The following is a 23713-nucleotide window of genomic DNA, read 5'->3' as shown; positions in this document are numbered from 1 at the left end:
GTCTCTTCTCCCCTCAGCCGATGCGGCCGGTGATATAGGATTCAGTGCGCGGATCTTTCGGATTGGTGAAGATCTGCGAGGTTTCGCCATATTCCACCAGGTTGCCGAGGTGGAAGAAAGCGGTTTTCTGGCTGACACGGGCGGCCTGCTGCATCGAATGGGTCACGATCACCACCGAGAAATTCGAACGCAGCTCGTCGATCAGTTCCTCGACCTGCGCGGTCGCAATCGGATCAAGCGCCGAACAGGGTTCATCCATCAACAGAACCTCCGGCGAGGTCGCCACGGCGCGCGCGATGCACAGACGCTGCTGCTGACCACCCGAAAGGCCGGTACCGGGCGCATGGAGGCGGTCCTTGACCTCATTCCACAAAGCAGCCTTCCGGAGGCTCGATTCCACGACCCCGTCAAGTTCCGCCTTGGAACGGGTCAGACCATGGATGCGCGGGCCATAGGCCACATTGTCATAGATCGACTTCGGGAAGGGGTTTGGTTTCTGGAACACCATGCCGACCTTGGCGCGCAGCTGCACCGGATCGACCCGCTTGTCGTAGATATTCTCGCCATCAAGCAGGATCTCGCCCTGGACCTTACAGATCGGGATCGTGTCATTCATCCGGTTCAGCGTGCGCAGGAAGGTCGATTTTCCGCAGCCCGACGGCCCGATAAACGCGGTGACCGCCTTATCGGGGATATCGACCGAGACATCTTTGATGGCCTGGCTCTCGCCATAAAAGACCTGGACAGTGCTGGCCTTGATCCGGATGCCGTTGGTCTCAACGGTGCGATCAGCAATACGCATATCATTCATGTTCATTACTCGCTTTCGCCTGTTCGCTGCTTACCAGCGGCGCTCGAACTTGCGGCGCAGGAAGATGGCCGTCAGGTTCATGATGAGAAGGAAGACCAGCAGGACGATGATGGCACCGTTCGACCGTTCGATAAAGGCCGGGTCCGAGCGCGAAGCCCAGGAATAGACCTGCACCGGCAGCGCAGTCGCGGGATCCGAAAAGCCACCATCCCAGGGCGCCGACGGGTAGTTGGCGACGAAGGCCACCATGCCGATCAGCAGCAGGGGTGCGGTTTCGCCAAGTGCCGAGGCAAGGCCCAGAATGGTTCCGGTCAGGATGCCGGGCATCGCGAGCGGCAGCACATGGTGGAACACGGTCTGCATCTTTGAGGCGCCGATCCCAAGTGCCGCATCACGGATCGAGGGCGGCACCGCGCGGATCGCCGAACGGGTCGCAATGATGATCGTCGGCAGGGTCTGCAGGCTGAGCACCAGGGCCCCCACAAGCGAGGCCGACATCTTCAGCGCCTCGACGCCCATCTGGCCGCCCATGACGTTGATGAAGATCGCAAGACCCAGGATCCCATAAACGATCGAGGGCACGGCTGCGAGGTTCGCGATATTCACCTCGATCAGATCGGTCCAGCGGTTCTTCGGCGCGAATTCCTCAAGATAGATCGAGGCCGCCACACCGACCGGCACACACATGATCAGCACGAGAAACATCATGTAAGCCGAGCCGAGGATCGCGACACCCAGACCGGCGGTCTCGGGACGGGTGTCCGAGCTGTCGGTATTGGTGATGAAATCCCAGTTCCAGACCGTGGCCAGCATCCCGGCCTCTTTCATCCGGTCTGCGATATCGAGCTGCCCGAGGGTGACATTCGAATCGCGCTCTGAGCTTTCCCGGGTGACGCGGCCCTTCATATAGCCGTCGATCCGGCCGCCGAGCACGATGCTCGCATCAATGGTCTGGCCCACCAGCGCGGGATTGGCGAGCACATCGGCCCGCAGCTCCCCCGCCGCCCCTTTCGAGATCATGTCGGTGATTTCCTTTTGCGGAACATCATCGGTCTTGATCCCATTGGCCGCCAGCGCAGCCAGGAAGGCCTCATTGACGACCTTGTTATAGGTCATCGTGGTCTGTTTCGTCAGGTCATCGCGGTTGCGATTGCCGGCAGGGTCGATGACTTCGGCCGAAAGCGTGATCGGGAAGGTCGCCTTGGTCTGGAAGAAGGCCGAGGTACCGTCGCGGAAGATGGTGAAGAGCATCAGGGCAAGGACGGCGAGGCTGAACAGGATCGCCGAGAGGCCGAGTATCTTAAAGATGCTCTCGGTGCGGTTCCTTGCCTTCATCCGCGCCGACTGGCCGATGATCGAGACCTTCGGCTTGCCCGGCGCCGAAGCCGGGCCGCCGAGAGGGCCATTTGCGGAAATGTCGCTCATTCATATTGCTCCCGGTATTTCCGCACAATCCAGACGGCCATCACATTCAGCAAAAGCGTGATGACAAAGAGCGTCATGCCCAGTGCGAAAGCCACAAGGGTTTCAGGGCTGTTGAAATCGGTATCCCCGGTCAGCTGACCGACGATTTTCACCGTCATTGTGGTCATGGCCTCAAAGGGGTTCAGGCTGAGCTTGGCCGCAGCCCCTGCCCCCATCACCACGATCATCGTCTCACCGATGGCGCGGGAGGCGCCCATCAGGATCGCACCGGCAATCCCCGGAAGGGCGGCGGGCAGCACGACCTGGCGGATGGTCTCGGATTTGGTCGAACCAAGGCCGAAGGCCCCGTCGCGCAGGCTCTGCGGCACCGCATTGATGATGTCATCCGACAGAGACGAGATGAACGGGATATTCAGCAGACCGATCACGATACCGGCGGTCATCACCGAGGCCGCCGAATTCCCCAGCCCCATCGGTGCCGAGAAGAAGTCGCGCAGGAAGGGCCCGACCGTGATCAGGGCGAAAAGACCATAGACCACCGTCGGGATGCCGGCGATCACCTCAATCATCGGCTTGACCCAGGCCCGGGTGCGCCTGGAGGCATATTCCGCCAGATAGATCGCGGCGAAAAGACCCAGCGGCACCGCGACGAGAAGCGCGATGATGGTGATATAGATCGTGCCCCAGAAGAGCGGGATGAAGCCAAGATCCGAACCACCGCCGAATTTCGGGTTCCAGGTCAGACCGAAGAAGAAATCCCCGATCGGATACTGGCTGAAGAAGTTGAAGCTCTCGGACAGAAGCGACCAGATGATACCGACCGTGGTCAGAATCGCGATCAGCGAGGCCAGCATCAAAAGCCAGAGCACGACCTTTTCAACGCGGTTCCGCGCCCAGAAATCCGGCGCGGTCAGCTTCAGCGCCCAGGCCAGTGCGGCCACGGCGATCAGAAGGATCACAACCGCACGCACCACCGAAGCCGAGGCGACCGACTCGCGATACTGGATCGCGGCCGCCAGAACCTCCGGCGAAACCGGGGCGGCCAGCGCCACACCGACCGTGCCGAAAAAGGCGCGCAGATCTTCGGACGCATTGAGGGCCCGGATCCCGGCCTCATCAAGCGCCCCAGCCGAAACCGCGCCATCCAGACCACCTGCGATCTTGCGCACATCCGACATGGCCAGCGTGGCAGCGGTCGTATCCTGCGCCATGGCTGCAGGCAGATGCGTCAGCGCAGCGCTCTCAATGAAAAATGGTTGTATCAGCAACCAGGCGATCAACGCGATAAACGCGGGCACAAAGGCCATGATCGCGGCATGCCAGCCATAATAGGCGGGCAGAGAATGGAGTTTTTTCGTCTCACCCCCGGCCAGTGCCAGCGCGCGCTGGCGACCGAGGATGAAACCGGCGGCAGCGAGCACCGCGAGGATCATCAATAGAGGCAGGACCGTCATGACCACGTCCGTTCGGGTTACAGGAAGCCCTCATACGGGCAGTTCCCTTCTGCGGCCGTGATGCTTCGGTTTTGTAACCCCAGTGTGACAGTTTCGCAAAAACTTGACCGGACGGAGGATATCTCCACCAGAGCCACAGCGCCGTTTCCCAATGCGAAACTCAGAAAGGGGGGCGCTGCCCCCCACGCGCATTCGCGCTCCCCCCGGGATATTTAAGAGACAGATGAAAAGGGGCATCTTTTTCATCTGTCTTTAAATATCCCCGCCGGAGGCTTCCGAAAGCAGCCAGAGGGCGGATGTCAGTCTTTTGCCAGCAGCGCGTCAATCTCATCGCGCCCGGCCATGGCAGAGGCGGCCCCCGCACGGGTGACGCTGAGACCCGCTGTTGCATTGCCAAATCGCAGCGCAGTTTCGATCTCCATCCCTTCGGAAAGCGCGACCGCGAAGCCTCCGTTAAAGGCATCACCCGCGCCTGTTGTCTCAACCACCGGGCCAGCGCTGACGACCGGGATATGCAGCTGTGTCTCACGGTCACGATAGAGAACACCATTCGCGCCGAGCGTCACCACCACCGCGCCAACCCCGCGCGCGAGGAGCGCATCCGCCGCAAAAACGGCGGAGGCGATATCAGTGACCGGAATGCCAGTCAGCAGCTCGGCCTCGGATTCGTTTGGCGTCAGAAAATCGCAAAGCGCCAGCAGCGCGTCATCAAGCTCTGCCGCCGGGGCCGGGTTGAGGATGGTGGTCACGCCCGCTTCGCGCGCGAGGCGCAGCCCGGTCCGCGCCGCCTCGATCGGTTGTTCGAGCTGCGTGATGAAAACGCCCGCGCCCCGGATCAGATCTGCCCGGGCCTCGAGATCCCCGGGCGTGATCCGCCCTCCTGCCCCGGCGGCCACGATGATCGCATTATTGCCGGTCGCCGCCTCGATGAAGATGAAGGCCGAGCCGGTATGGCTTGTTGCATCTTCGGTGACTTCAGGAATCACACCGGCGTCGGACCAGACCGTGCGCGCCATTTTCGCGAAATCATCCCGGCCGAGTCGGGTGATGATATGGGCACCGCCGCCCGGCCCTGCGGCTTTTGCCGCCGCCACAGCCTGGTTCGACCCTTTGCCGCCCGGCTCCAGCTTGAAATCCTCGCCCATGATCGTCTCGCCGATCTTGGGCTGACGGCTGGCGCGGTAGACCGCATCGGCATTGAAAATGCCAAGCACCACCACAGGTTTGACTGCACTCATCATCAGCTCCGGTCTTGAAGGTCAGGCCTCGGGCGCGATGACGCCCTTGCGCAACATGAAACAGCCGTAGAACCGGCGCTCCCCGGTCACCACCACCGCATAGGCCTGTTTCGCGAGATCGTAAAAGGCGAAACGGTCGATCCCCGGCAGCGGGCGGGCGCGGCCTTCGGCAAGGTCGATCTCGGCCTGGACCTCTGCCTGAACCTCAGGGCGAGCATCGGCGTCGCCGACAACCTCCATCCGGCCCGCGAAATCCGGCACGAAATCATCCAGCGGCAGTACCGAGAGGATCGCATTCGCCGCCTCGGCCGCCGTCAGGTTCTCCATCAGCAGGGGCCGACCCAGCACGGTTTCTTTCGCCACCGAATGGGCGGGGAAATTGGTGTCGACGAGGATCAGCATATCGCCATGTCCCATCGCGCGCAGTGTGCCCAGCACATCGGCATTCAGCCGGTGGTCAATTCCCTTGAGCATCCATATTCTCCCTGAACCTGCGGCGAAGATATGTCGCCGGGTCGGCGGCGTCCAGAACCCCGCTCGGCCAGAACCCCGCCCGGGAGGATGCAGATGAAGATCCGCGATGAGAGACGTGAGGACGAGGATCTCATCGCGACCCTGATCACCACAGCCTTCCTGGAGGCGCCACACAGGGATGGCAATGAGGCCTGTCTGGTCAGCGGTCTGCGCGCGGCGCAGGCCCTGTTGCTGTCGCTGGTCGCGGATGAGGACGGCCAGCTGATCGGCCATATCGCGGCCTCACCCTGCAGGATAGGGGGGCAAAGCGGGTATGCGCTGATTGCACCCGTCTCTGTTTTGCCTTCCCGCCAGGGTCAGGGCATCGGTTCCGCCCTGATGCAGGCAGCGCTGCAACGGCTGGAGGCGGCGCGGTTTCCCGGCGCGGCGCTGGTCGGTGATCCGCACTATTATCAGCGCTTTGGCTTTGCGGCGCGCGCGGGCCTCGGCTGCGCCGGGATCCCGTCAGATTATGTGCTCTCGCGCGGGCTGACCGGCGCCGCACCGGTGGGAGAGCTGGATCTCCACGCCGTCTTTACCGGATGAAACGCAAAAGGGCCGCGAGGTTTCCCCCGCGGCCCCCGATGTCACCTGAAACAGGATCAGCCGAAAACGCGGGTCAGGGCGACGTCGATGGCCCCGGTGATCTCGTCGATATTGTCCGGCGTCGCGATCAGCGCCGGCGCAAGGCAGAGCGTGTTGTTGAAGCCCGGCAGTGAGCGGTTCGTCACCCCGATGATCACACCCTGCGCGCCGCATTCCGCCACAACCTGGGCCGCAAGCTTCTCGGCCACCGGCTCTTTGGTGCCGCGATCCGCCACCAGCTCGGCGCCAAGGAACAGGCCTTTGCCGCGCACATCGCCGATCACCTTGTGCTTTTCCATCAGCGCCTGGAGATTAGCGAGGCAGCGATCGCCCATGGCGACCGTATTGCCGATCAGATCCTCGTCTTCGATGATCCGCATGTTTTCCAGCGCCGCTGCCGGGCCGGAGGTGCAGCCGCCAAAGGTCGAAATGTCGCGGAAATAGCTCAGCGGATCCGAGGCATCATCCTTGAACATCTCGAACACGCGCTCGGTGGTCACGGTGCAGGAGATCGCCGCATAGCCCGAGGCAAGGCCTTTCGCCATGGTCACGAAATCGGGCTTGATGCCGTAATGCTGATAGCCGAACCAGGCACCGGCGCGGCCCATACCGCAGACGACCTCGTCGATATGCAGCAGGATATTGTATTTCGTGCAGATCTCCTGCACGCGTTCCCAATAACCTTTCGGGGGCACGATAACGCCGCCGCCTGCGGTCACCGGTTCCAGAACGATGGCGCCGACCGTATCCGGGCCTTCGCGCAGGATCACTTCCTCAATGGCATCAGCGGCGCGCTCGCCGTAATTCTCGACATCCCACTGCTTGCGGTATTCCAGACAATGCGGCACCCTCACGAATCCGTCGGGGAACGGCCCGTATTGGCTGGACCGCTCGTCCTGGCCGCCACTCGCCAAGGCGGCGATGGTGGTGCCGTGATAGTCGCGGTCACGGTAGAGGATCTTCCATTTCTTGCCGCCGTGATGACGCGCCGAGATCTGGCGCACCATCTTATAGACCTTCTCATTCGCCTCGGAGCCCGAGTTCGAATAATATACCCGGGTCAGGCCCGGCATTTTGGTGATCAGCTTTTCCGCAAAAAGCGCGCCCGGGACCGTGCCCGCCGCACCGGCGAAATAGTTCATTTTGATCAGCTGGTCGCGCACTGCATTGGCGATGGACTCGCGGCCATAGCCGACATTCACCGTCCAGACACCGCCCGAAACCGCGTCGATATATTCCTTGCCTTTGGCATCCCAGACCCGGATGCCCTTGCCCTCGACGATCACGCGCGGGTCAGCGGTTTCAAACGCCTTATGCTGCGCCAGATGGTGCCAGACATGGGCGCGGTCGGCTTCGACCACGCGCCCCATATCGTTCATGCCCTGAATGCCTTCCATGGCTCTGCCTTTCCCTGCGAGATCGCCTTCGCCGCGAGTATCGCGGAAATCGCGCTGCGTCATTAGGGCCAGACGCAAAATGGCCCTAAGACCAGAAGCCCGATTGCCGGCGGATGCATAAAATCTGCGAAAGATCGACGAATTTTCAGGCAACTGACCTGGCCGGAACAACCTTTCCTTAAGTTTCAGCGGTCTATCCATATCCGGATCAGAGGTGTTGCAAACAGGGGGCCATGGTCATGCCAGGTTCAGAGCTGCCAGTTTCGGGGCTGCCAGAGGTGGCAGGATCAGATCCGGCTGCGCCAGATTCGGGTTTGCCGGATTCGGACCCGCCAGATCCGGATTTTCCGGCGTCAGACCAGGCGGGTTCAGAGACCCGCGCGCAATCTGCAAAGCTGGAGCTGGCGGAGCGGGCCGATCCGCTGGGCGATCCTGCAATTCTGGCTTTCCTGCGCCGCCATCAGGACCAGCCGGTCGAGGTCGATGCCAGCCGGCTCCGCCAACCCAATGGGCCACTGATCGAAACACTTCTTGTTGCGGCCAGAACCTGGCGCACCAGGGGAATCGCGTTTTCCATAACCGGCCTCGCGCCCGGTCATGTCGAACAACTGCGCTGGCTGGGCCTCGCGGCCCCTCTCGGCCTTGATCCCGGGGCGGAGGTGCTGCCGGTATGACCCTGCGTATCCTGGCAATTGATGATTCCCTGACCATCCGCACATTGCTCCGGCAGGCGGTCGAGAATGCCGGCTTCGCCTGTGCCACTGCGAATGATGGCAAAGACGGTGTCGATATGTTCAGCGAGGTCGATCCTGACGTTGTGATCACCGACATCAATATGCCCCGGCTCGACGGTTTCGGCGTGATCGAGGCCATTCGCACCGGCACACATAATACCCGCGTGCCGATTCTGGTGCTTTCCACCGAAAGCGGCGAGGCGCTGAAAGCGCGCGCCCGGGCCGCAGGTGCCACCGGCTGGCTGGTGAAGCCTTTCGAGGATCTGCAACTGATCGCCATCTTGCGCCGTGTCACCGGTTATGCCGGCCCCGGCCATTCCGAACGGGAACAGGCCTGACCATGTCAATGCAATCCATTCGTGACACGTTTTTCGAAGAATGCGAGGATCTGCTTGAGGCGCTGGCCGAAGGTCTCGCCAGGATGGAGACCGGCGAGGCCGACAGTGAATGTCTCAATGCCGTCTTCCGCGCCGTTCACTCGATCAAAGGCGGGGCCGGTGCCTTCGCGCTCTCGGATCTGGTCGCCTTTGCCCATCGGTTCGAGACAGTCCTTGATGAAATCCGCTCTGACCGGCTCGATCTGAGCGATGAGGTAATGCATATATTGTTGCGTTCGGCAGATCATCTCGCCGATCAGGTCGAGGCCGCGCGCGAAGAACGCAGCATCGATGCAGAGGTCACAGCCGCGTTTCTTGTCAATCTTGGCACCTGCCTCGGTGATGCCGGTTTCGCGCAGCCAGCCGCCGATGAAGATTTCGGCTTCAGTGCCATCACGCTGGATTTCGGCGCAAGTCCCGGCCTGCCCGCCCTTGACCTTCCGGACCAGGAATTCCCAATCCCGGATCTGTCCCTCCCCGATCCTCTGATGTCTGGCTCCGGGGTGAGGGCGGCGCCTGCGCCCGCCGGTCTCCCCCCCGACAAGACCATCAGCGCTCCCCGCCACCGGATCCGCTTCATTCCCTGGCCGCAGCTTTACAGCAATGGCCATGATCCGCTGGTATTGATCACAAGCCTCGCAGCCCCCGGCGAGCTCGAGATCAGACCGGATCTCTCCTCCTTGCCGGAACTGGCTGATTTCGACCCGGCAAAGCCTTGCCTTGCATGGGATATTCTGGTTGCAAGCCAGCTGCCCGAAGCGGCAGTCGAGGCCCATTTCGAATTCGTGCGCGGCCTGTGTGAGCTTTCCGTCGCGGCGGAAATCAAGCCTGCGAGCGGGATCGAAGACCCGGCTACAACGCTCCCCTGGCCTGCGCCTCTGACAGAGCCTCTGAGAGAGCCACTGACATTTCAGACGCGCGCCCCCGAACCAGAGCAGGTCGCCCTCTCCCCCTCAGCCGGCCCTGCGCCGGATGCGGAGATCGGGACCTCCGCACCTCCGCCAGATAAAGACACGGCGAGAGAAACAATTGGCGAAGGCGCCAGCACCCTTCTCCGGCGCCGTCTTCCGAAAAGCGAGGACGATGCCGAAGGGCGTGGTCCAAAACCCACATTGCGTGTCGATCTGGAGCGGGTGGACCGGCTGATCAACGCAGTAGGCGAGCTGATCATCAACCAGGCGATGATCGAACAGAGCGTGACCGACCTGTCCCTGCCCGCAGACACAGAAATCATCTCCCATACCGAGGATTACCGCCTGCTTGCGCGTGACCTGCAAGAGGCGGTGATGGCAATCCGTGCCCAGCCGGTGAAACCGCTCTTCCAGCGCATGTCCCGCATCGTGCGCGAGGCGGCCGAAGCAACCGGTAAAGCCGCGCATCTGGTCACCATTGGCGATGCGACCGAAGTCGACAAGACAGTGGTTGAGAGGCTGGCGGATCCGCTGACCCATATGATCCGCAATGCTGTTGATCACGGGCTCGAAAGTGCCGCAGCTCGTGCGGCGGCTGGCAAGGATCCTGAAGGCACTATTCGCCTCTCTGCCGCACACCGTTCCTGCAGCGTGATCATCACCATCAGCGACGATGGCGGCGGGCTGGACCGCAGTCGCATCCTCGCAAAAGCAATCTCACGCGGCCTGGTTGCAGAGGGCGCCGAACTGACCGATGCAGAGATTGATAACCTCTTATTCCTGCCTGGTTTTTCTACGGCCGAGAAAATCTCGAATCTCTCCGGGCGGGGGGTTGGCCTTGACGTGGTGAAAAACGCTGTTGCAGCCCTTGGCGGTCGGATTGCGATCAGCTCGACCCTTGGCAGCGGCACCGAGTTTACCATTTCGCTGCCCCTGACCCTTGCCGTGATGGATGGCATGGTCATTTCCGTAGCCGGCCAAACCATGGTCATTCCGATCGCATCGGTGATCGAAACCATCCGCCCGACTGCCGCCGATCTGCATCTCCTTGGAACCTCCGACCGGTTGCTCTCCATCCGTGGCCGTTTCCTGCCGATGATCGATGTCGCCGAATGCCTTGGTTTCGGTCGACGCGATCCGGCTCAGGCCTCACTTGCCCTTCTGGTGGAAACCGATGCCCAGGCCCATTGCGCACTGATGGTGGATGCGGTGCTGGATCAACGGCAGGTGGTGATCAAGGGCCTCGATTCAAATTACGGCGCCATTCCCGGCGTCTCGGCGGCAACCGTGCTGGGCGACGGCCAGATCGCCCTGATCCTCGATACCGAAGCCCTGACCTCGAACATGTCCGGGCTGATCAATGGGCGCAACGGCGCAAACTATCTGCCGCCTGCGGCCGGCGCCACTGCGGACCCGGCCTCTCAGTCCTTCCATCCGCTGGCCGCGCGGGCCCAGGCCCTGCCCCAGCCCCAAACCGGAGGCCCCCATGCAATCCATTGATCTCGCGAGCCGCCTTGACGTCGAATTCGTCACCTTCTTCGCCGGCGCGCAGAGCTTCTCGCTCGATATCTCCCATGTCCGCGAGATCCGTCGCTGGAGCACGGTCACGCCCCTGCCCCATGCGCCGAAAGAAGTTCTTGGCGTGATGAACCTGCGCGGCTCGGTCATCCCGATCTATGATCTCTCCGCCCGGTTCGGCCTTGGCCCCACCCAGGACAATCCGCGCAATGTGGTCGTGGTCGCCACCATCGGCAATCAGACCGTCGGTCTCCTCGTCGAGGCGGTCTCAGAAATCCTCTCGGTCGCCAGAAACCAGATCCAGGAGACACCCGATATCCGCTCTGAAAGCACGCGCGCCTCCATCACCGGCATCATCCAGATGGAGGAAGGCATGACCCGGGTGATCGATCTCGAGGCGGTCATTCAATGCAAATCGAAACAGGCAGCATGACCCGGACCGCCCCCCGTCCAATCATCCCCCCCGAACCCGGCATCAGCGATTTCAGCAGCGCCGAATTCCGCCGGGTCGCTGATTATGCACAACGCGAATTCGGCCTCGTCTTACAGGAAAACAAAAAACAGGTCGTCCAGTCCCGGATCACCCGGCTGTTGCAGGAGTTTCAGTGCACAGATATCGCCTCCTTCTGCTCGAGACTGGAATCGGGCGATTTCCAGGCCGAACGTGAGGCCTTCGTCACTGCGCTGACCACCAATGTGACCAGCTTCTTCCGTGAAGCGCATCACTTCGACATCTTCGCAGAAAACCTGCTGAAGCCCAGCCTGTCCGGCCTCAGATCAGGCCAGAGGCTCCGGGTCTGGTCAGCCGGATGCTCTGCCGGCCAGGAACCATATTCGGTCGCGATGCGGATCCTTGATCTGCTGCCCGATGCAGCAAAGCTCAATATCCGCATTCTTGCTACCGATATTGACCCGGCCATTATCGCAAAGGCACGAGCTGCGGTCTATCCCGAAGAGGAAGCGCGTGGCATCCCGCCCGCCTTTCGCAAGAGGTTCATCACCACCCGCGCCGCAGGATGTTTCTCTCCGGATCCATGTGTCACCGGCCTGATCCGCTTTGCAGAGCTTAACCTTGTTGGAGACTGGCCGATGCGCGGGCCATTTGACGCGATCTTTTGCCGCAATGTGGCAATCTATTTCGACAAGCCAACCCAGGCCCGCCTCTGGAGCAGATTTGCAGCCTTGCTGCGCCCGGGCGGGCTGCTCTTCATCGGCCATTCCGAACGCGTCTCAGGCCCGGCCATGAACCATCTCGTCAGCGCAGGGATCACCACCTATCGCCGCAGCAAGGACATAAAAGGATAAACCAATGAGTTTGAAAGAAAACCTTCGCGTGATGGTTGTTGACGACATGTCCGTCAGCCGCGCTTTGATCTCGCAATCCCTCGAAGAAATCGGCATCAGACATTTCGCCACTGAATCCGACAGCGGTGCGGTCCTGGGCAAGCTCGCAACCAGCCCTGTGCATCTGGTCATATCCGACATGAATATGCCGGGGCTTTCCGGTCTCGATCTGCTCGCGGCCCTGCGCGGGAACACCGCGACGCAGAAGATCGGCTTCATTCTGATCACTGGCACCCCCTCGCCCGAGGTTCTTAAACGCGGCCAGGAGCTGGGCCTGAACAATCTGATCCGAAAACCGTTCACCGCTGCCACGGTAAAAACGGCAATCGAAAGGGTGGTGGGGCCGCTATGACGCAATCTGGATCTGCCTGTCCGAAGGTGCAGGCGCAATATGATCGCAATGGTCTCGCTGCACTGCTGACAGCGATATCCCGTGGGCTATGCGACAGCCGCGATATGCTATTGCGAGTCGAAAAGGCAATTCTCACCACCAATGGGAACGCGCCCGCCGGCATGCAAGATATCGACCGTATCGGGCAACGGCTCGACGATCTGCGACGGCTGCTTGAGGATCTCGCTGCTGCCAGTGACAATATTCCCCCACCGCTCCCGGCGCCCAAACTGGCCAGCCGCATCAGACTCGCCGAAATCCGCAGGATAATTCCGGGCCTTGCCACGGAAATGACCCGCCCTGAGCCGGCACCGGATGATCCGGTTCTGTTCTGAACTCTCACAACCAGTCGGATAAAATACGCCATGACCCGCCTGCCAGGATTGCACTTCTCCAGCACAGGCCACCGCATTTACAGCCGGGTCAGCCCTGCCCCTGTCCTGTTCGCAGAGGGAGGCCGCGCATGAAAAGGCAGAAAGTCATGATTGCCACGGCCCGCGCCATCAGCGGTGCAAGGCTGAGCCGGCGTATCGGGGAACTGCCCGGCTATGAGATCTGCGGGCAGGTACAAGACCTTTCCTCCGCCTATATGCTCAGCGAGAGCAGTGAGCCAGCGCTTGCGCTGATCGGAAGCGACCTCACGCGCTTGCCGGAATTCGAAGGTCTTTTGTCGCTGTTTCGCGTCGCACAAACCGCCTGGCTGGAAATTCCGGACAGCCTTACCGGCGAAATCCGCCAGAACGGCAGCGATCCCACGGCCTTGCCAGGCCTGGTCCAGTGGCTGGAAAGCGCCAAAAGACAATGCCCTGTTACTTCCCCTGTGTCCTCCCGCCCAAATGCAATTGCTGCACAAAACGAGGCCGGCGGTACATTTTTGGCCGACCGCATCATTCTGATCGGCGCCTCAACCGGCGGGATCGATGCGCTTTTGACAATTCTGTCGGCCTTTCCTGCGAATTGTCCGCCCTGTGCCATCGTCCAGCATACCGGCGCGGGTTTCTCAGACAGTCTTGTGCGCCTCTTTTCCCGTTGCTGCGCGGCGAAGGTTGTGCCCGCCGCGCCTGGAAAGGCGCTGCTTCCCGGCACGGTGGTGATTGGCGCGGGCTGTCCTGGCCATCTGATCGTGAAACACGGCACGCCCCATATCTGCGACCTGGCTTCAGGGCCACCGGTCTCGGGCCATACGCCCTCGGTGGATATCCTGTTTCAATCCGCGCTCAGCTTTGCGCCTTCGGTCACCGCGGCGCTCCTGACCGGCATGGGGCGTGACGGGGCGGCGGGGCTCCTTGATCTGCGCCGCGCCGGGGCCGTGACCTTCGCCCAGGATGAGGCAAGTTCCACGGTCTATGGTATGCCCCGCGCAGCGGTCGAAATCGGCGCCGCGATGGAGAGCCTGCCGCTGAACCGCATCGCCGGTCAACTGTTGAGCCATTGCCGCAAACGCCAGCCAATGCCCCTGGCGCGCTGACTGCAGGCATGAACACCCCTGATTGCCAGGAGGTCTCTGTCGGAAACCCATATGTAGCATAGTGGCTCAGCCGTTCCCGTTAGCCCTGTCAGTTCAGATCGACAGCAAGGAAGCGTCGCCGGCGGTTCCTTCTCATCTGCGAAGGCGTTCAGACCAGACAGACCCCGCACAGAAAACCGTCCGGGCGGGTCACTCCGCCTGAGATCCCCTGCTCCGGTCCCTTCTTCAAGCGCTGCAGCACCCCCCCGGCGGGAAACCGCCCTTCAGGCCGCTGCACCTGTTTCAGTCATCCAGCCGGATGGTGATCCGCCGGTTATTGCGGCCTTTGTTGACGATTTCACCGACCGTGAGACGCCCGACCTCGCCGATACGCGCGACATGGGTGCCACTGCAGGGCTGCAGGTCGATTTGTGCCGGCCCTTCCCCGATCCCGACCAGCCGCAACCGGCCATGACCCTGGGGCGGCCGGACTGAAAGCGTGCGGATCAGCTCCGGCCTTGCCTCAAGCTCCTCTTCGGTGATCCAGCCGGTCGTCACTTTCAGATCGGTATCAATCAGCAGGTTCAGCTGCGCGGTCAGCCGCTGCACATCCGGCAACGGGTCGGGAATATCAAAATCCAGCCGGCTCTTCGCTGCGCCGATCTGGCCGCCCGTGACCGGACGCGCCACCACTGCCGCGAGCAGATGCAGCGCCGTATGCATCCGCATATGGCGATATCGCCGGCCCCAGTCGAGGCGTTGCACCACCCTCGTACCCACCGCCGGCAGCGCCTGCGGCAGGCCTGGCACCAGCACGACATTCCCATCGCCGGTGCGGGTGGTCGTGCCGACCGGGATGCTGCCGCCCTCCCAGATCAACTGGCCGGAATCGCCGGGCTGGCCACCGCCGGTCGGGAAAAAAATGGACCGCTCAAGCACGATGCCGCCTTCGGGGGAATGGCCGGTGACAAGCGTTTCACACTGCTGAAGATAGGGCTCGGTCCTGTAATGATGCTGCATCTTACCCCTGCCCGGTGCCGCGCAGCGCTGCCCCGATTTCGCCTGCATTCCCAAGCGTGATCTCGGCGCTGGTCGAGGGTAACTTTATCCCCTCGGCAATAAAACGCTGCACGATCATATGGTTGATATCACTGCGCACCGAGCCCTGGAAATTCACATCCCGCAGAATGACCCTGATCTCGAAATTCAGCCCGCCGTTGAACCCCTGCAAAACGATGGTCGGCGCCGGGTTCAGGATCACCATGGGCTGTGCTTCTGCAATCTCGCGCAAAAGCTTCTCGACCCGCCTCGTATCCTCGGTCCAGGCCACGGTCACCGGCACAATCAGCCGCCCGGCCAGACCAAACCGGGTCCAGTTTGTGACACGCTGGCTGACCAGATCGGCATTTGGCACGACGACGACATTGCGGTCAAAGGTCTGAATGCGGGTCGAGCGCACCGATATCGTTTTCACGATGCCCTGGGTGGTACCGACCTCGATCCAGTCACCCTCGGAAACCGGGCGCTCGATCATCAGGATGATGCCGGAAACGAAGTTCTGCACGATGTTTTGCAGGCCGAAACCGATACCGACCGAAAGCGCCGAGGCGACGATGGCGAGGCCAGAGAGGTCTATCCCGGTCGCATTGATCGCCACCAGCGCCGCAAAGAAAATGCCGACATAACCGGTTCCCGAGACCAGCGCGTTCTGGCCGCCGCGGTCCATCCGGGTACGCGGCAGGATAGAATTGCGCAACGCGCCCTGAAACAGCCGCGTGATCAGGTAGCCGATGACGAAAATCACTGCGAAAAGCAGGAAATCCGAGGGCGAGACCCTGGTGTCGCCCAGCTGAAAGCCTTCGCGGAACCGGGTCCAGATCTCGCTTAGATCCGCGATCCGACTGCCCCAGATCAGCGCGAAAAGCGGGATCGACATCAGCGCGAGCGCAAAGCCTGCAAGCACCGGCACAAGGCGTTCATTCTCGGCCTCGGCATCGGCGGCGGGATAGACCACCGCCCAGATATCAGCGAGCAGCCGTTGCAGAATGATCAGAACCGCCATCAGCCCAAGCGACATGATCGCCGGATAGACCAGCGCCGCACCGGCCGTGACATAGCCGAGGGCCGCAAGCCCCGGGCCCGCAACCGCGATCAGTTTCAGTGCCCGTCCCAGAAGCCCGATCAGCTTTTCGCCATAGCCGTTCTGTTCGCCCTGTTCCTGGCTGAGCCGCAGGATCCGCCCCATGCGCCACAAAAGGATGCCACCACCCGCCAGCATCGGGAAGCTTGCAACCGCCGTGACGGCATCGGGGTAATTCTGCCCGTCCATGGTCAGCCGGCGCAGCGCCTCAAAGGACAGCACGACGCCCATCAACGCGGCAAGGATACGGCCTTCCTGGCGCTGATTGCGCTGCAAGGGCAGGATCGCCTGGTCGACATCGACCCGGGGAAATACCCGCGCCGCCAGCCAGAAAGCAACAAAGACCACGCCCCCCAGCACCGGCAGCGCGAGCGCCACCTCGCCGGTGGTGCGGCCCATAAAGCCGGTGCGGATCAGCGCCGCTGACAGGGCCACCATACCGATCGATGGCACGATGATCTGCCCGAGCGAGGCCAGCAGGCCAAAGATCCGCCGCCGCGCCTCGGTCTTGCCGATGCGGAGCCGGTCGGCAAAAGCCTCGATCCAGGGCCGGGCGAAAATCGTGGTGGCGACAGTCACCGCCAGAAGCAAAAGGATCAGCGGCAGCGCATTCCAGAACTGTGCTCTGGCGCGGCTGTCATGGAGTTTGGTGCTCAGCTCGCCCCAGAGCCGCAGGGCGGTGTCGGTCAGGCCACCTGCTGCTTCGGGCCAGTTGGCCGGGTTCAGCGGCGAGGGCCAGAGCTGCAAAAGCTGGTCAGTGTGACGGCTGCGGGCCTTGCCGTCGATTTCGCGGATCAGACCATCGGCGCGGCGGTAAGCCTCTTCTGCCGCAATGCCCGGCGCCTGTAACAAGGAAAGCTGCTGGCCTAGATCTTTGCGTTTCTGCGCGATTTCAGGTGCTTCGGTGGCATCACCGGTTGGCGCCGGGCCTAGCGCGCTGATCTGTTCGCGCACCGTGGCAATGCGGGACGCATTGGTGGTCTGCGCCAGGGTCAGTTTGGCGCGCCAGTCGACGATAAGGCCGCGCAACTCATCAAGCCGCGCATCTGTGACCGTGTCGGAGCCCAGTTCGGCCTCGGCGGTGGTCGCAATCTCGCCCCAGGCCGCATAATCCAGCGGCTGGGTCTGATCATCGCCTTCGGCCCGGACCGGCGCTGGCGCAAGCGCAGCGACACCAAGCCAGAGCGCCAGCAGGCAGTGCAGGATGCAAAGTGGCAGCCTCATGCGGGCCGCCTCGCAAAAGACCAGACCGCCACCGCGCCCCCCTTCAGAGATCCTGATAGACCGCCGGCAGCGGGCGGTTGCCGCGCGCCAGCCATTCCGGCACCGGCAGGCCCTTATCCTTCAGGAAAGCCGGGTTAAACATCTTAGACTGATACCGGTTGCCGTAATCGCAAAGCACTGTGACAATGGTATGGCCCGGCCCCATTTCCTGCGCCATGCGGATCGCACCGGCGATATTGATCGCCGACGATCCACCGACGCAAAGCCCTTCTTCGGTCAGGAGGTCAAAGGCCAGCGGCAGCGCCTCGGCATCCGGGATCCGCCAGGCCATATCGGGGCGGAAGCCTTCAAGATTGGCGGTGATACGGCCCTGGCCAATGCCTTCGGTGATCGAATTGCCGGGGCTCTCGAACACGCCACTGGTGTAATAGCTGTAAAGCGCCGCGCCTTCCGGATCGGCAAGGCCGATCTTCACGCCTTTGGGCTGGAGCGCCATCGCAACCCCCGCCAGCGTGCCACCCGAGCCGACTGCCGCGACGAAGCCGTCGACCTTGCCGCCGGTCTGCTCCCAGATCTCGGGCCCGGTCGTCTCGATATGGGCCTGGCGGTTCGCGGTATTGTCGAACTGGTTGGCCCAGATCACGCCATTGGCCTCGGTCCTGGCCAGTTCTTCCGCCAGGCGCCCGGAATAGCGGATATAGTTGTTCAGGTTTTTATAAGGCGCCGCCGGCACCTGGACGAGTTCAGCCCCGGCGAGGCGGATCATGTCCTTTTTCTCCTGGCTCTGGGTCTCGGGGATCACGATCACTGTGCGAAAGCCCAGCGAATTCCCGACCAGCGCAAGGCCGATCCCGGTGTTCCCGGCCGTGCCTTCGACAATGGTGCCGCCGGGCTGCAAAAGCCCCTTCGCCACCGCATCACGGATGATATACAGCGCCGCCCGGTCCTTGACAGACTGGCCCGGGTTCATGAATTCGCATTTCCCAAGGATGGTGCAGCCGGTCAGCTCAGACGCCTTCTTCAGTTTCAGAAGCGGCGTATTGCCAATGATGCCCGCCAGATCGCTGTGAATTCGCATGGGTCTTTCCCCTGGGGTCTTTCTCCGGGCGCCATGCCCGCTTTCATGCTTCAGGTGTAAAAGCGCGGGCGCTCAAACTCAAGTCATCCGCGCGTCGGCCAAAGCGTGAAGCAGGCCTGATATTCCATAATTCGCCGATCCCGGGCACCAGCCTCGCGCGGTGTCCCCTCTAGGGCCGAGGATCTCCTTAAATTGCCACGAACTTAAGAGAAATTTTCTGCTTCCTGCGGCCCGGTATGCGCCTGAAAAAGCGCAGATCTGCCGGCTCAACACAGGCCAGGCCGGTCCTGAAAGTACGTCATTTTTCCCCGGGCGGCGCAGCTGCGGACAGCCAGACCCCGATTGCCGGCAGCACATCAAAAAAGGCGGGCCAGCCGGCCCGCCTTAATTTCCATCGCCAGGCGATCAGCCCGCTTTCGCGACCAGAAGCCCGTCTTTTTGCAGCCCCGCATAGCATTCATCCAGCGATTTGGTCGCGCGCTGGATCAGCGTGTCGATCTCGGCCGTCGTGATCACCAGCGGCGGAGAGATGATCATGCGATCGCCAACATGGCGCATCACCAGATCATTGGCAAAGCAGCGCTCGCGCGCCCGCAGACCAACGGTGCCCTCTTCCGAGGCAAAGCGCGCGCGGGTTGCCTTGTCCGGGGTCAGCACCAGCGAGCCCATCAGGCCGACAAGTTTCGTCTCGCCGACCAGCGGGTGATCGGCCAGCGCCGCCCAGCGTTCCGCCAGATAGGGATTGGCGACCTTCTGCACATGTTCGACCACATTCTCGTCTTGCATGATGCGCAGGTTTTCCAGCGCGACAGCTGCCGCAACCGGATGGCCCGAATAGGTATAGCCATGGTTGAAATCGCCGCCCGAACCGACGACCTCGGCCACGTCATCCGACACGATCGAACCGCCGATCGGCGCATAGCCCGAGGAGAGGCCCTTGGCGATGGTCATGATGTCGGGCTTGATGTCAAAGGTCTGGCTGCCGAACCAGTTTCCGGTGCGACCAAAGCCGGTGATCACTTCATCAACGATCAGCAAGATATTGTATTTCTTACAGATCCGCTGAATTTCCGGCCAATAGGTTTTCGGCGGGATGATCACGCCGCCCGCGCCCTGTACCGGCTCGCCGATGAAGGCCGCAACCTTGTCGGCGCCAATCTCATTGATCTTCGCTTCCAGCTCCTGCGCACGGGCAAGGCCGAAAGCATCTTCGTCCTGGTCACCACCCTCGCCCCACCAATAGGGCTGGTTGATATGCTCGATACCGTCGATTTTGCCGCCATGGGCATGGATCGGTTTCATGCCGCCAAGGCTGCCGCCGCCCATGGTCGAGCCATGATAGCCATTCCAGCGCGCGATGATCACCTGCTTTTCCGGCTGGCCCTTGACCTGCCAATAGCGGCGGACAAGGCGGATATTGGTGTCATTGGCCTCGGATCCCGAGCCGGCAAAGAACACATGGTTCAGATCGCCCGGCGCCAGTTCCGCAAGCTTTGCCGCCAGCGCAATCGCCGGTACATGCGTCGTCTGGAAGAAGGTGTTGTAATAGGGCAGCTCCATCATCTGGCGCGCTGCAACCTCACCCAGTTCCTTGCGGCCGTAGCCGATGTTGACGCACCACAGGCCCGCCATCCCGTCCAGAATGCGGTGCCCTTCCGAATCCGTCAGCCAGCAGCCCTCGCCGCGCAGGATCACCCGCGCGCCTTTTTTCGCCAGCGCCGCCTTATCGGTGAAAGGGTGGAAGTGATGCGCTGCGTCGAGCTTTTGCAACTCGGCCGTGGGCGTGTTGTTGTTGATCATATTCATGGTGACCACCCTTTCCGTCAGGAAGAATCAGCAGGCGCCTGGCGCCCTCACCTCGCAGGATAGGAACAATCCCGACCGGCATCAAGAAATTTGATCAAATTATTTGCGCCTCGCGACGGCCCGCGCGAAAGCCGCGCGGCGATCTCAGTCCCCCTCGCCGGACCGGCTGCACCAGCCGCGCTCAAAGGCCGCCGCCTCGCCCCAGCCACTCGCATTCAGCGCCTCGGGGTTCAGAGGCGGCAGGTTGCGCATCCTGCCATTCTCGACCACGCGGCCTGCCAGCGTGTCGACCACACATTGCGTCTCTTCGGCCGGACCATCGAAGCCCTGGAAAGAGGCCTGGAGCGCATAGCCGACAATCGTATACTGAAAATCGATAAAACGGATTTCCACGACCTCGCGCCCCTCGCCCTCCTCATCGGCGAATTCGGTGATCACCTGCAGCGTGCTGCCATCCGGGGTCTCGACCACTTCCAGCCGCTGCGAGGTCGCAAAGGCCGCAACGGCAAAATCGGCGACGTCCAGGTCCGGCGCGTCATTGCCATCCGGCACCGCCCCCATTCCATTCCAGATCTTCAGCGCTGCCAGATCGGACTCGGTCTCCAGCTGCGCGCGGAACCAGAACCCATCGCCCGCTGCACCGGCCCAGTTGCCGGTCACCTCGTTGTCCGCCTGCCGGGCCAGACCGGGAAGCGCCGGGAGCGAAATCCCGACCGCCGCCATCATCGCCAGAACTGTAGCTTGCCGCATTGCCGACCTCCTGAACAGGTAACTGCCAAGCCTTAGGACGGGCCAGGCGGCAAAGCAAAGGTGGAATCCCCCACCTCTGCACCTCTGCAAATGCTCTGGAAGGATTTTCCGGGTGCAATGGTCCGGGCGTCAGCGAGCAGAGCGTGTGACCGCCGGAATAAGATGCATCATCTTTGGGGGCGAACTCATTGGGGTCAGGACCCGGCCCACCCGAGGCCGGTCACTTGCCCTTAGGACAGGTGTAGAAAAACTGACCCAGCCAAAGCCCGGCCATGCAGACCGGCCGCATTGACAAATACCGCAGCAAAGGCGTTCCGCTGCCAGCCAGTGGCCCGAACAGAACACCACCTCAGCGTTTGCCGAAGATCGTCCCGAGCACGCCACGCACAACGGCCTGGCCGCTTTTGCTGCCCAGCTGGCGTGCGAAACTCTTGGCGAATGCCTCACCGACCGAATCCGAGCGCGAAGAACTGCTCTTTTTCTTCGGAGCCGGCTCTGTCGTCCTCGTCGGCGCCTCATAGCGCCGCGAAGAGTTTTCGCCGCCATAGCGCCTGCCACGGCTGAACTCTTCGCCCGCGGCCCCCTCGGCCACCGCTTCTTGCGAACGTGACGCTTCTGCCGCCGCCTTCCCGGCGCGCGCCCGCAAAATCTCGAACGCGCTTTCACGGTCAATCTCGGTATCGTATTTCCCGGCCAGCGGCGAGGCGGCAAAAGCCGCCACCCTTGCGCTTTCCTCCGCAGGCCCAAGCCGGCTGAAGGGCGGACGGACTAGGGTGCGCTCGGCCATGCCCGGCACGCCTTTGGCCTCCAGCAGCGAAGTCACCGCCTCGCCGGTGCCGACCTCGCGGATCGCCTCTTCAATCGGAAAGCGCGGATTGGCGCGATAGGTGCGGGCCGCCCGCGCCAGATCGGTCTGGTCCTTCGCGGTGAAAGTGCGCAGCGCATGCTGCACCCGGTTCCCCAGCTGACCCAGCACGGTATCGGGCACATCGGCCGGATTTTGCGTGATGAAATAGACGCCGACGCCTTTTGACCGGATCAGTCGCGCCACCTGTTCAATCCGCGAAATCAGCGCCTTAGGCGCGTCATTGAACAGAAGATGCGCCTCATCAAAGAAAAAGACGAGCTTTGGCTTATCGGGATCGCCCACTTCCGGCAGCGCCTCGAACAGCTCGGACAGGAGCCACAGGAGGAAGGTCGCATAAAGCCGCGTGCTGTTGATCAGCCTGTCGGCGACAAGGATCGAGATCCGCCCCGTCCCGTCGGGATCCACAGTCATGAGATCCGCAAGTTCCAGCGCCGGCTCCCCAAAGAGTTGGGTCGCCCCCTCGTTTTCCAGCATCAGGAGCCGGCGCTGGATCGCGCCCACCGATTGCGACGAGACCAGCCCATAGGTGGAGGAGATCTCGGCGGAATTCTCCGCAATAAAGGTCAGAAGCGCGCGCAGATCCTTCATATCGAGAAGCGCGAGTTTCTCATCATCGGCCAGTCGGAAGGCGACATTCATCACGCCTTCCTGCACCTCGGTCAGCTCCAGCAGCCTCGACAAAAGCAAAGGCCCCATCTCGGCGATGGTGGTGCGCACCGGATGGCCGCGCTGGCCAAAGAGATCCCAGAACAGCACCGGATAAGCGCGATAGGCCAGATCAATGCCGATGGTTTCGGCGCGGGCCGCAAAGGCTGCGTGGGTCTTTGCGGCCGGATCGCCCGGCTGGCAGATCCCCGAAAGATCGCCCTTGATATCTGAAAGGAACACCGGCACGCCCGCCGCCGCAAAGCCCTCGGCCAGCACCTGGAGCGTCACCGTCTTGCCGGTCCCGGTTGCACCGGCGATCAGCCCGTGCCGGTTGCCGTATTTCAGCAGCAACTCCTGCGCGACACCGTAGCCCTCGCCGCCTCCGCCCAGGAAAATCCGGTCCTGCGCTGCGGCGGGTGTGGCTGGATCATTCTGTGCTGTCACCGGGTAAACTCCTGTCTCGGGGCCTGAGATCCGGGCAGGCAACGGCGGCCATACCATTTCAGATCTGCCGTTTCCGACCTTACATTGCGGCATGGACCATACCCTGTTCCGCCGTCGAAACCAGCCTCGTTCTTACCGGGCCGGCTGCGGGCAGGACGCCGTCCGGTTGTCTCGCGGCGCGCTCTCGCAAGGCGGGCCTCCGCCCCGGTTCCGCCTGCGCAGAAGGGAAGCAGAAGGGAAGCCGTATTAGCGTAAAATCACAGAAATCCTGACCAAATGGTTAGATTTTTTTCTCTGTCTCTGGCCGCCAGATGTAACAGATTTCCTGTTGACGCAGTGCAGAAAGCTGCTTAGCGTCCCTTTACGTGAAGTCGGCCAGTCCGACAGGGAGCAAAAAATATAAGCGTAAGGGGCCCGCCCCGCAGCGCATGCAAAGGGCCGGTCATTCCGGCCCTTTGTTTTTTCTGCCCCGCCCATTTCCCCTCGCATTCCGACCTTCAGACGGGTGGCCATCGCCCCTGTGCCAGTCCAGGTGCAGAGGTCACTACTATATCCAGGGTTGAAGCCGCTTTTACCGGAACGCTGTCCGGCAACAACCCGCCGCTGGTCG

General features: G+C 62.1%; 21 protein-coding genes. 9 read left to right on the top strand and 12 right to left on the bottom strand.

Annotated elements, in window-relative coordinates; translation table 11 throughout:
• Positions 1 to 13: 13 nt before the first annotated feature.
• The 5 genes from pstB to BLW25_RS05975 form a co-directional block, all read right to left on the bottom strand.
• Positions 14 to 811 carry a phosphate ABC transporter ATP-binding protein PstB gene (pstB, locus tag BLW25_RS05995; RefSeq protein ID WP_092901601.1) on the bottom strand — a complete coding sequence of 266 codons (798 nt, stop codon included), beginning with the start codon at positions 809 to 811 and terminating at the stop codon, positions 14 to 16.
• A 30-nt stretch (positions 812 to 841) separates the two neighbouring features.
• The gene (gene pstA / locus BLW25_RS05990; protein ID WP_092897290.1) at positions 842 to 2236 is read right to left on the bottom strand and encodes a phosphate ABC transporter permease PstA; all 1395 of its coding nucleotides are present in this window, start codon (positions 2234 to 2236) and stop codon (positions 842 to 844) included.
• Positions 2233 to 3690 carry a phosphate ABC transporter permease subunit PstC gene (pstC, locus tag BLW25_RS05985; RefSeq protein ID WP_092897288.1) on the bottom strand — a complete coding sequence of 486 codons (1458 nt, stop codon included), beginning with the start codon at positions 3688 to 3690 and terminating at the stop codon, positions 2233 to 2235. The genes pstA and pstC overlap by 4 nt, the downstream gene beginning before the upstream one ends.
• Positions 3691 to 3989: 299 nt before the next feature.
• Entirely contained in the window at positions 3990 to 4928 is a 939-nt protein-coding gene (locus BLW25_RS05980; protein ID WP_092897286.1) for a ribokinase, read from the bottom strand.
• Between the two features lie 21 nt (positions 4929 to 4949).
• Entirely contained in the window at positions 4950 to 5402 is a 453-nt protein-coding gene (locus tag BLW25_RS05975) for an RbsD/FucU family protein (RefSeq protein ID WP_092897284.1), read from the bottom strand.
• A 93-nt stretch (positions 5403 to 5495) separates the two neighbouring features.
• On the opposite strand from BLW25_RS05975, the gene BLW25_RS05970 reads away from it, so the two are divergent.
• Positions 5496 to 5987, top strand: a complete 492-nt coding sequence (locus BLW25_RS05970) for a GNAT family N-acetyltransferase (RefSeq protein WP_092901598.1) — start codon at positions 5496 to 5498, stop codon at positions 5985 to 5987.
• A 56-nt stretch (positions 5988 to 6043) separates the two neighbouring features.
• Here BLW25_RS05970 and tpa read toward each other — a convergent pair whose 3' ends face one another.
• Positions 6044 to 7423 carry a hypotaurine--pyruvate aminotransferase Tpa gene (gene tpa, locus BLW25_RS05965; protein WP_092897282.1) on the bottom strand — a complete coding sequence of 460 codons (1380 nt, stop codon included), beginning with the start codon at positions 7421 to 7423 and terminating at the stop codon, positions 6044 to 6046.
• A gap of 239 nt (positions 7424 to 7662) precedes the next feature.
• On the opposite strand from tpa, the gene BLW25_RS05960 reads away from it, so the two are divergent.
• The 8 genes from BLW25_RS05960 to BLW25_RS05920 all read left to right on the top strand — a co-directional run bounded on the left by BLW25_RS05960 (position 7663) and on the right by BLW25_RS05920 (position 14166).
• Entirely contained in the window at positions 7663 to 8097 is a 435-nt protein-coding gene (locus BLW25_RS05960; RefSeq protein ID WP_216279338.1) for an STAS domain-containing protein, read from the top strand.
• Positions 8094 to 8495, top strand: coding sequence for a response regulator (locus BLW25_RS05955; RefSeq protein ID WP_092897278.1), 402 nt, complete (start codon positions 8094 to 8096; stop codon positions 8493 to 8495). Before BLW25_RS05960 ends, BLW25_RS05955 begins: the two co-directional genes overlap by 4 nt.
• Positions 8496 to 8497: 2 nt before the next feature.
• Complete coding sequence (locus tag BLW25_RS05945; protein WP_216279337.1) at positions 8498 to 10945, top strand: chemotaxis protein CheA; 2448 nt, start codon at positions 8498 to 8500, stop codon at positions 10943 to 10945.
• Complete coding sequence (locus BLW25_RS05940; protein ID WP_092897276.1) at positions 10932 to 11396, top strand: chemotaxis protein CheW; 465 nt, start codon at positions 10932 to 10934, stop codon at positions 11394 to 11396. Before BLW25_RS05945 ends, BLW25_RS05940 begins: the two co-directional genes overlap by 14 nt.
• Entirely contained in the window at positions 11372 to 12268 is an 897-nt protein-coding gene (locus BLW25_RS05935; RefSeq protein WP_253188230.1) for a CheR family methyltransferase, read from the top strand. Before BLW25_RS05940 ends, BLW25_RS05935 begins: the two co-directional genes overlap by 25 nt.
• A gap of 4 nt (positions 12269 to 12272) precedes the next feature.
• Entirely contained in the window at positions 12273 to 12659 is a 387-nt protein-coding gene (locus tag BLW25_RS05930; RefSeq protein ID WP_092897272.1) for a response regulator, read from the top strand.
• On the top strand, positions 12656 to 13033 hold the full coding sequence (locus BLW25_RS24275) for a hypothetical protein (protein WP_092897270.1): 378 nt from the start codon (positions 12656 to 12658) through the stop codon (positions 13031 to 13033). The genes BLW25_RS05930 and BLW25_RS24275 overlap by 4 nt, the downstream gene beginning before the upstream one ends.
• Positions 13034 to 13161: 128 nt before the next feature.
• Positions 13162 to 14166, top strand: a complete 1005-nt coding sequence (locus BLW25_RS05920; protein WP_092897268.1) for a CheB methylesterase domain-containing protein — start codon at positions 13162 to 13164, stop codon at positions 14164 to 14166.
• Positions 14167 to 14448: 282 nt separating this feature from the next.
• Here the strand turns inward: BLW25_RS05920 and BLW25_RS05915 are convergent, their stop codons facing one another.
• From BLW25_RS05915 to BLW25_RS05890, 6 genes are all read right to left on the bottom strand, one after another.
• A complete protein-coding gene (locus BLW25_RS05915) occupies positions 14449 to 15165 on the bottom strand; it encodes an alanyl-tRNA editing protein (RefSeq protein WP_092897266.1) in 717 nt (238 codons plus the stop codon).
• Position 15166: 1 nt separating this feature from the next.
• Positions 15167 to 17509, bottom strand: coding sequence for a DUF3772 domain-containing protein (locus BLW25_RS05910; protein ID WP_092897264.1), 2343 nt, complete (start codon positions 17507 to 17509; stop codon positions 15167 to 15169).
• 43 nt (positions 17510 to 17552) lie between these two features.
• Positions 17553 to 18587: a cysteine synthase A gene (locus tag BLW25_RS05905; protein WP_092897262.1), complete on the bottom strand. Its 1035-nt coding sequence runs from the start codon at positions 18585 to 18587 to the stop codon at positions 17553 to 17555.
• A gap of 405 nt (positions 18588 to 18992) precedes the next feature.
• On the bottom strand, positions 18993 to 20393 hold the full coding sequence (locus BLW25_RS05900; RefSeq protein WP_092897260.1) for an aspartate aminotransferase family protein: 1401 nt from the start codon (positions 20391 to 20393) through the stop codon (positions 18993 to 18995).
• 144 nt (positions 20394 to 20537) lie between these two features.
• Positions 20538 to 21143 (bottom strand): hypothetical protein, encoded by a 606-nt coding sequence (locus BLW25_RS05895; RefSeq protein WP_143040449.1) that lies wholly within the window; start codon positions 21141 to 21143, stop codon positions 20538 to 20540.
• 349 nt (positions 21144 to 21492) lie between these two features.
• Positions 21493 to 23103 carry a helicase HerA-like domain-containing protein gene (locus tag BLW25_RS05890; RefSeq protein ID WP_253188228.1) on the bottom strand — a complete coding sequence of 537 codons (1611 nt, stop codon included), beginning with the start codon at positions 23101 to 23103 and terminating at the stop codon, positions 21493 to 21495.
• Positions 23104 to 23713 lie beyond the last annotated feature (610 nt).

The organism is Rhodobacter sp. 24-YEA-8 (genome assembly GCF_900105075.1).
Taxonomy (GTDB): Bacteria; Pseudomonadota; Alphaproteobacteria; order Rhodobacterales; family Rhodobacteraceae; genus Pseudogemmobacter.
This window is presented reverse-complemented; position numbering and strand designations above follow the sequence as displayed.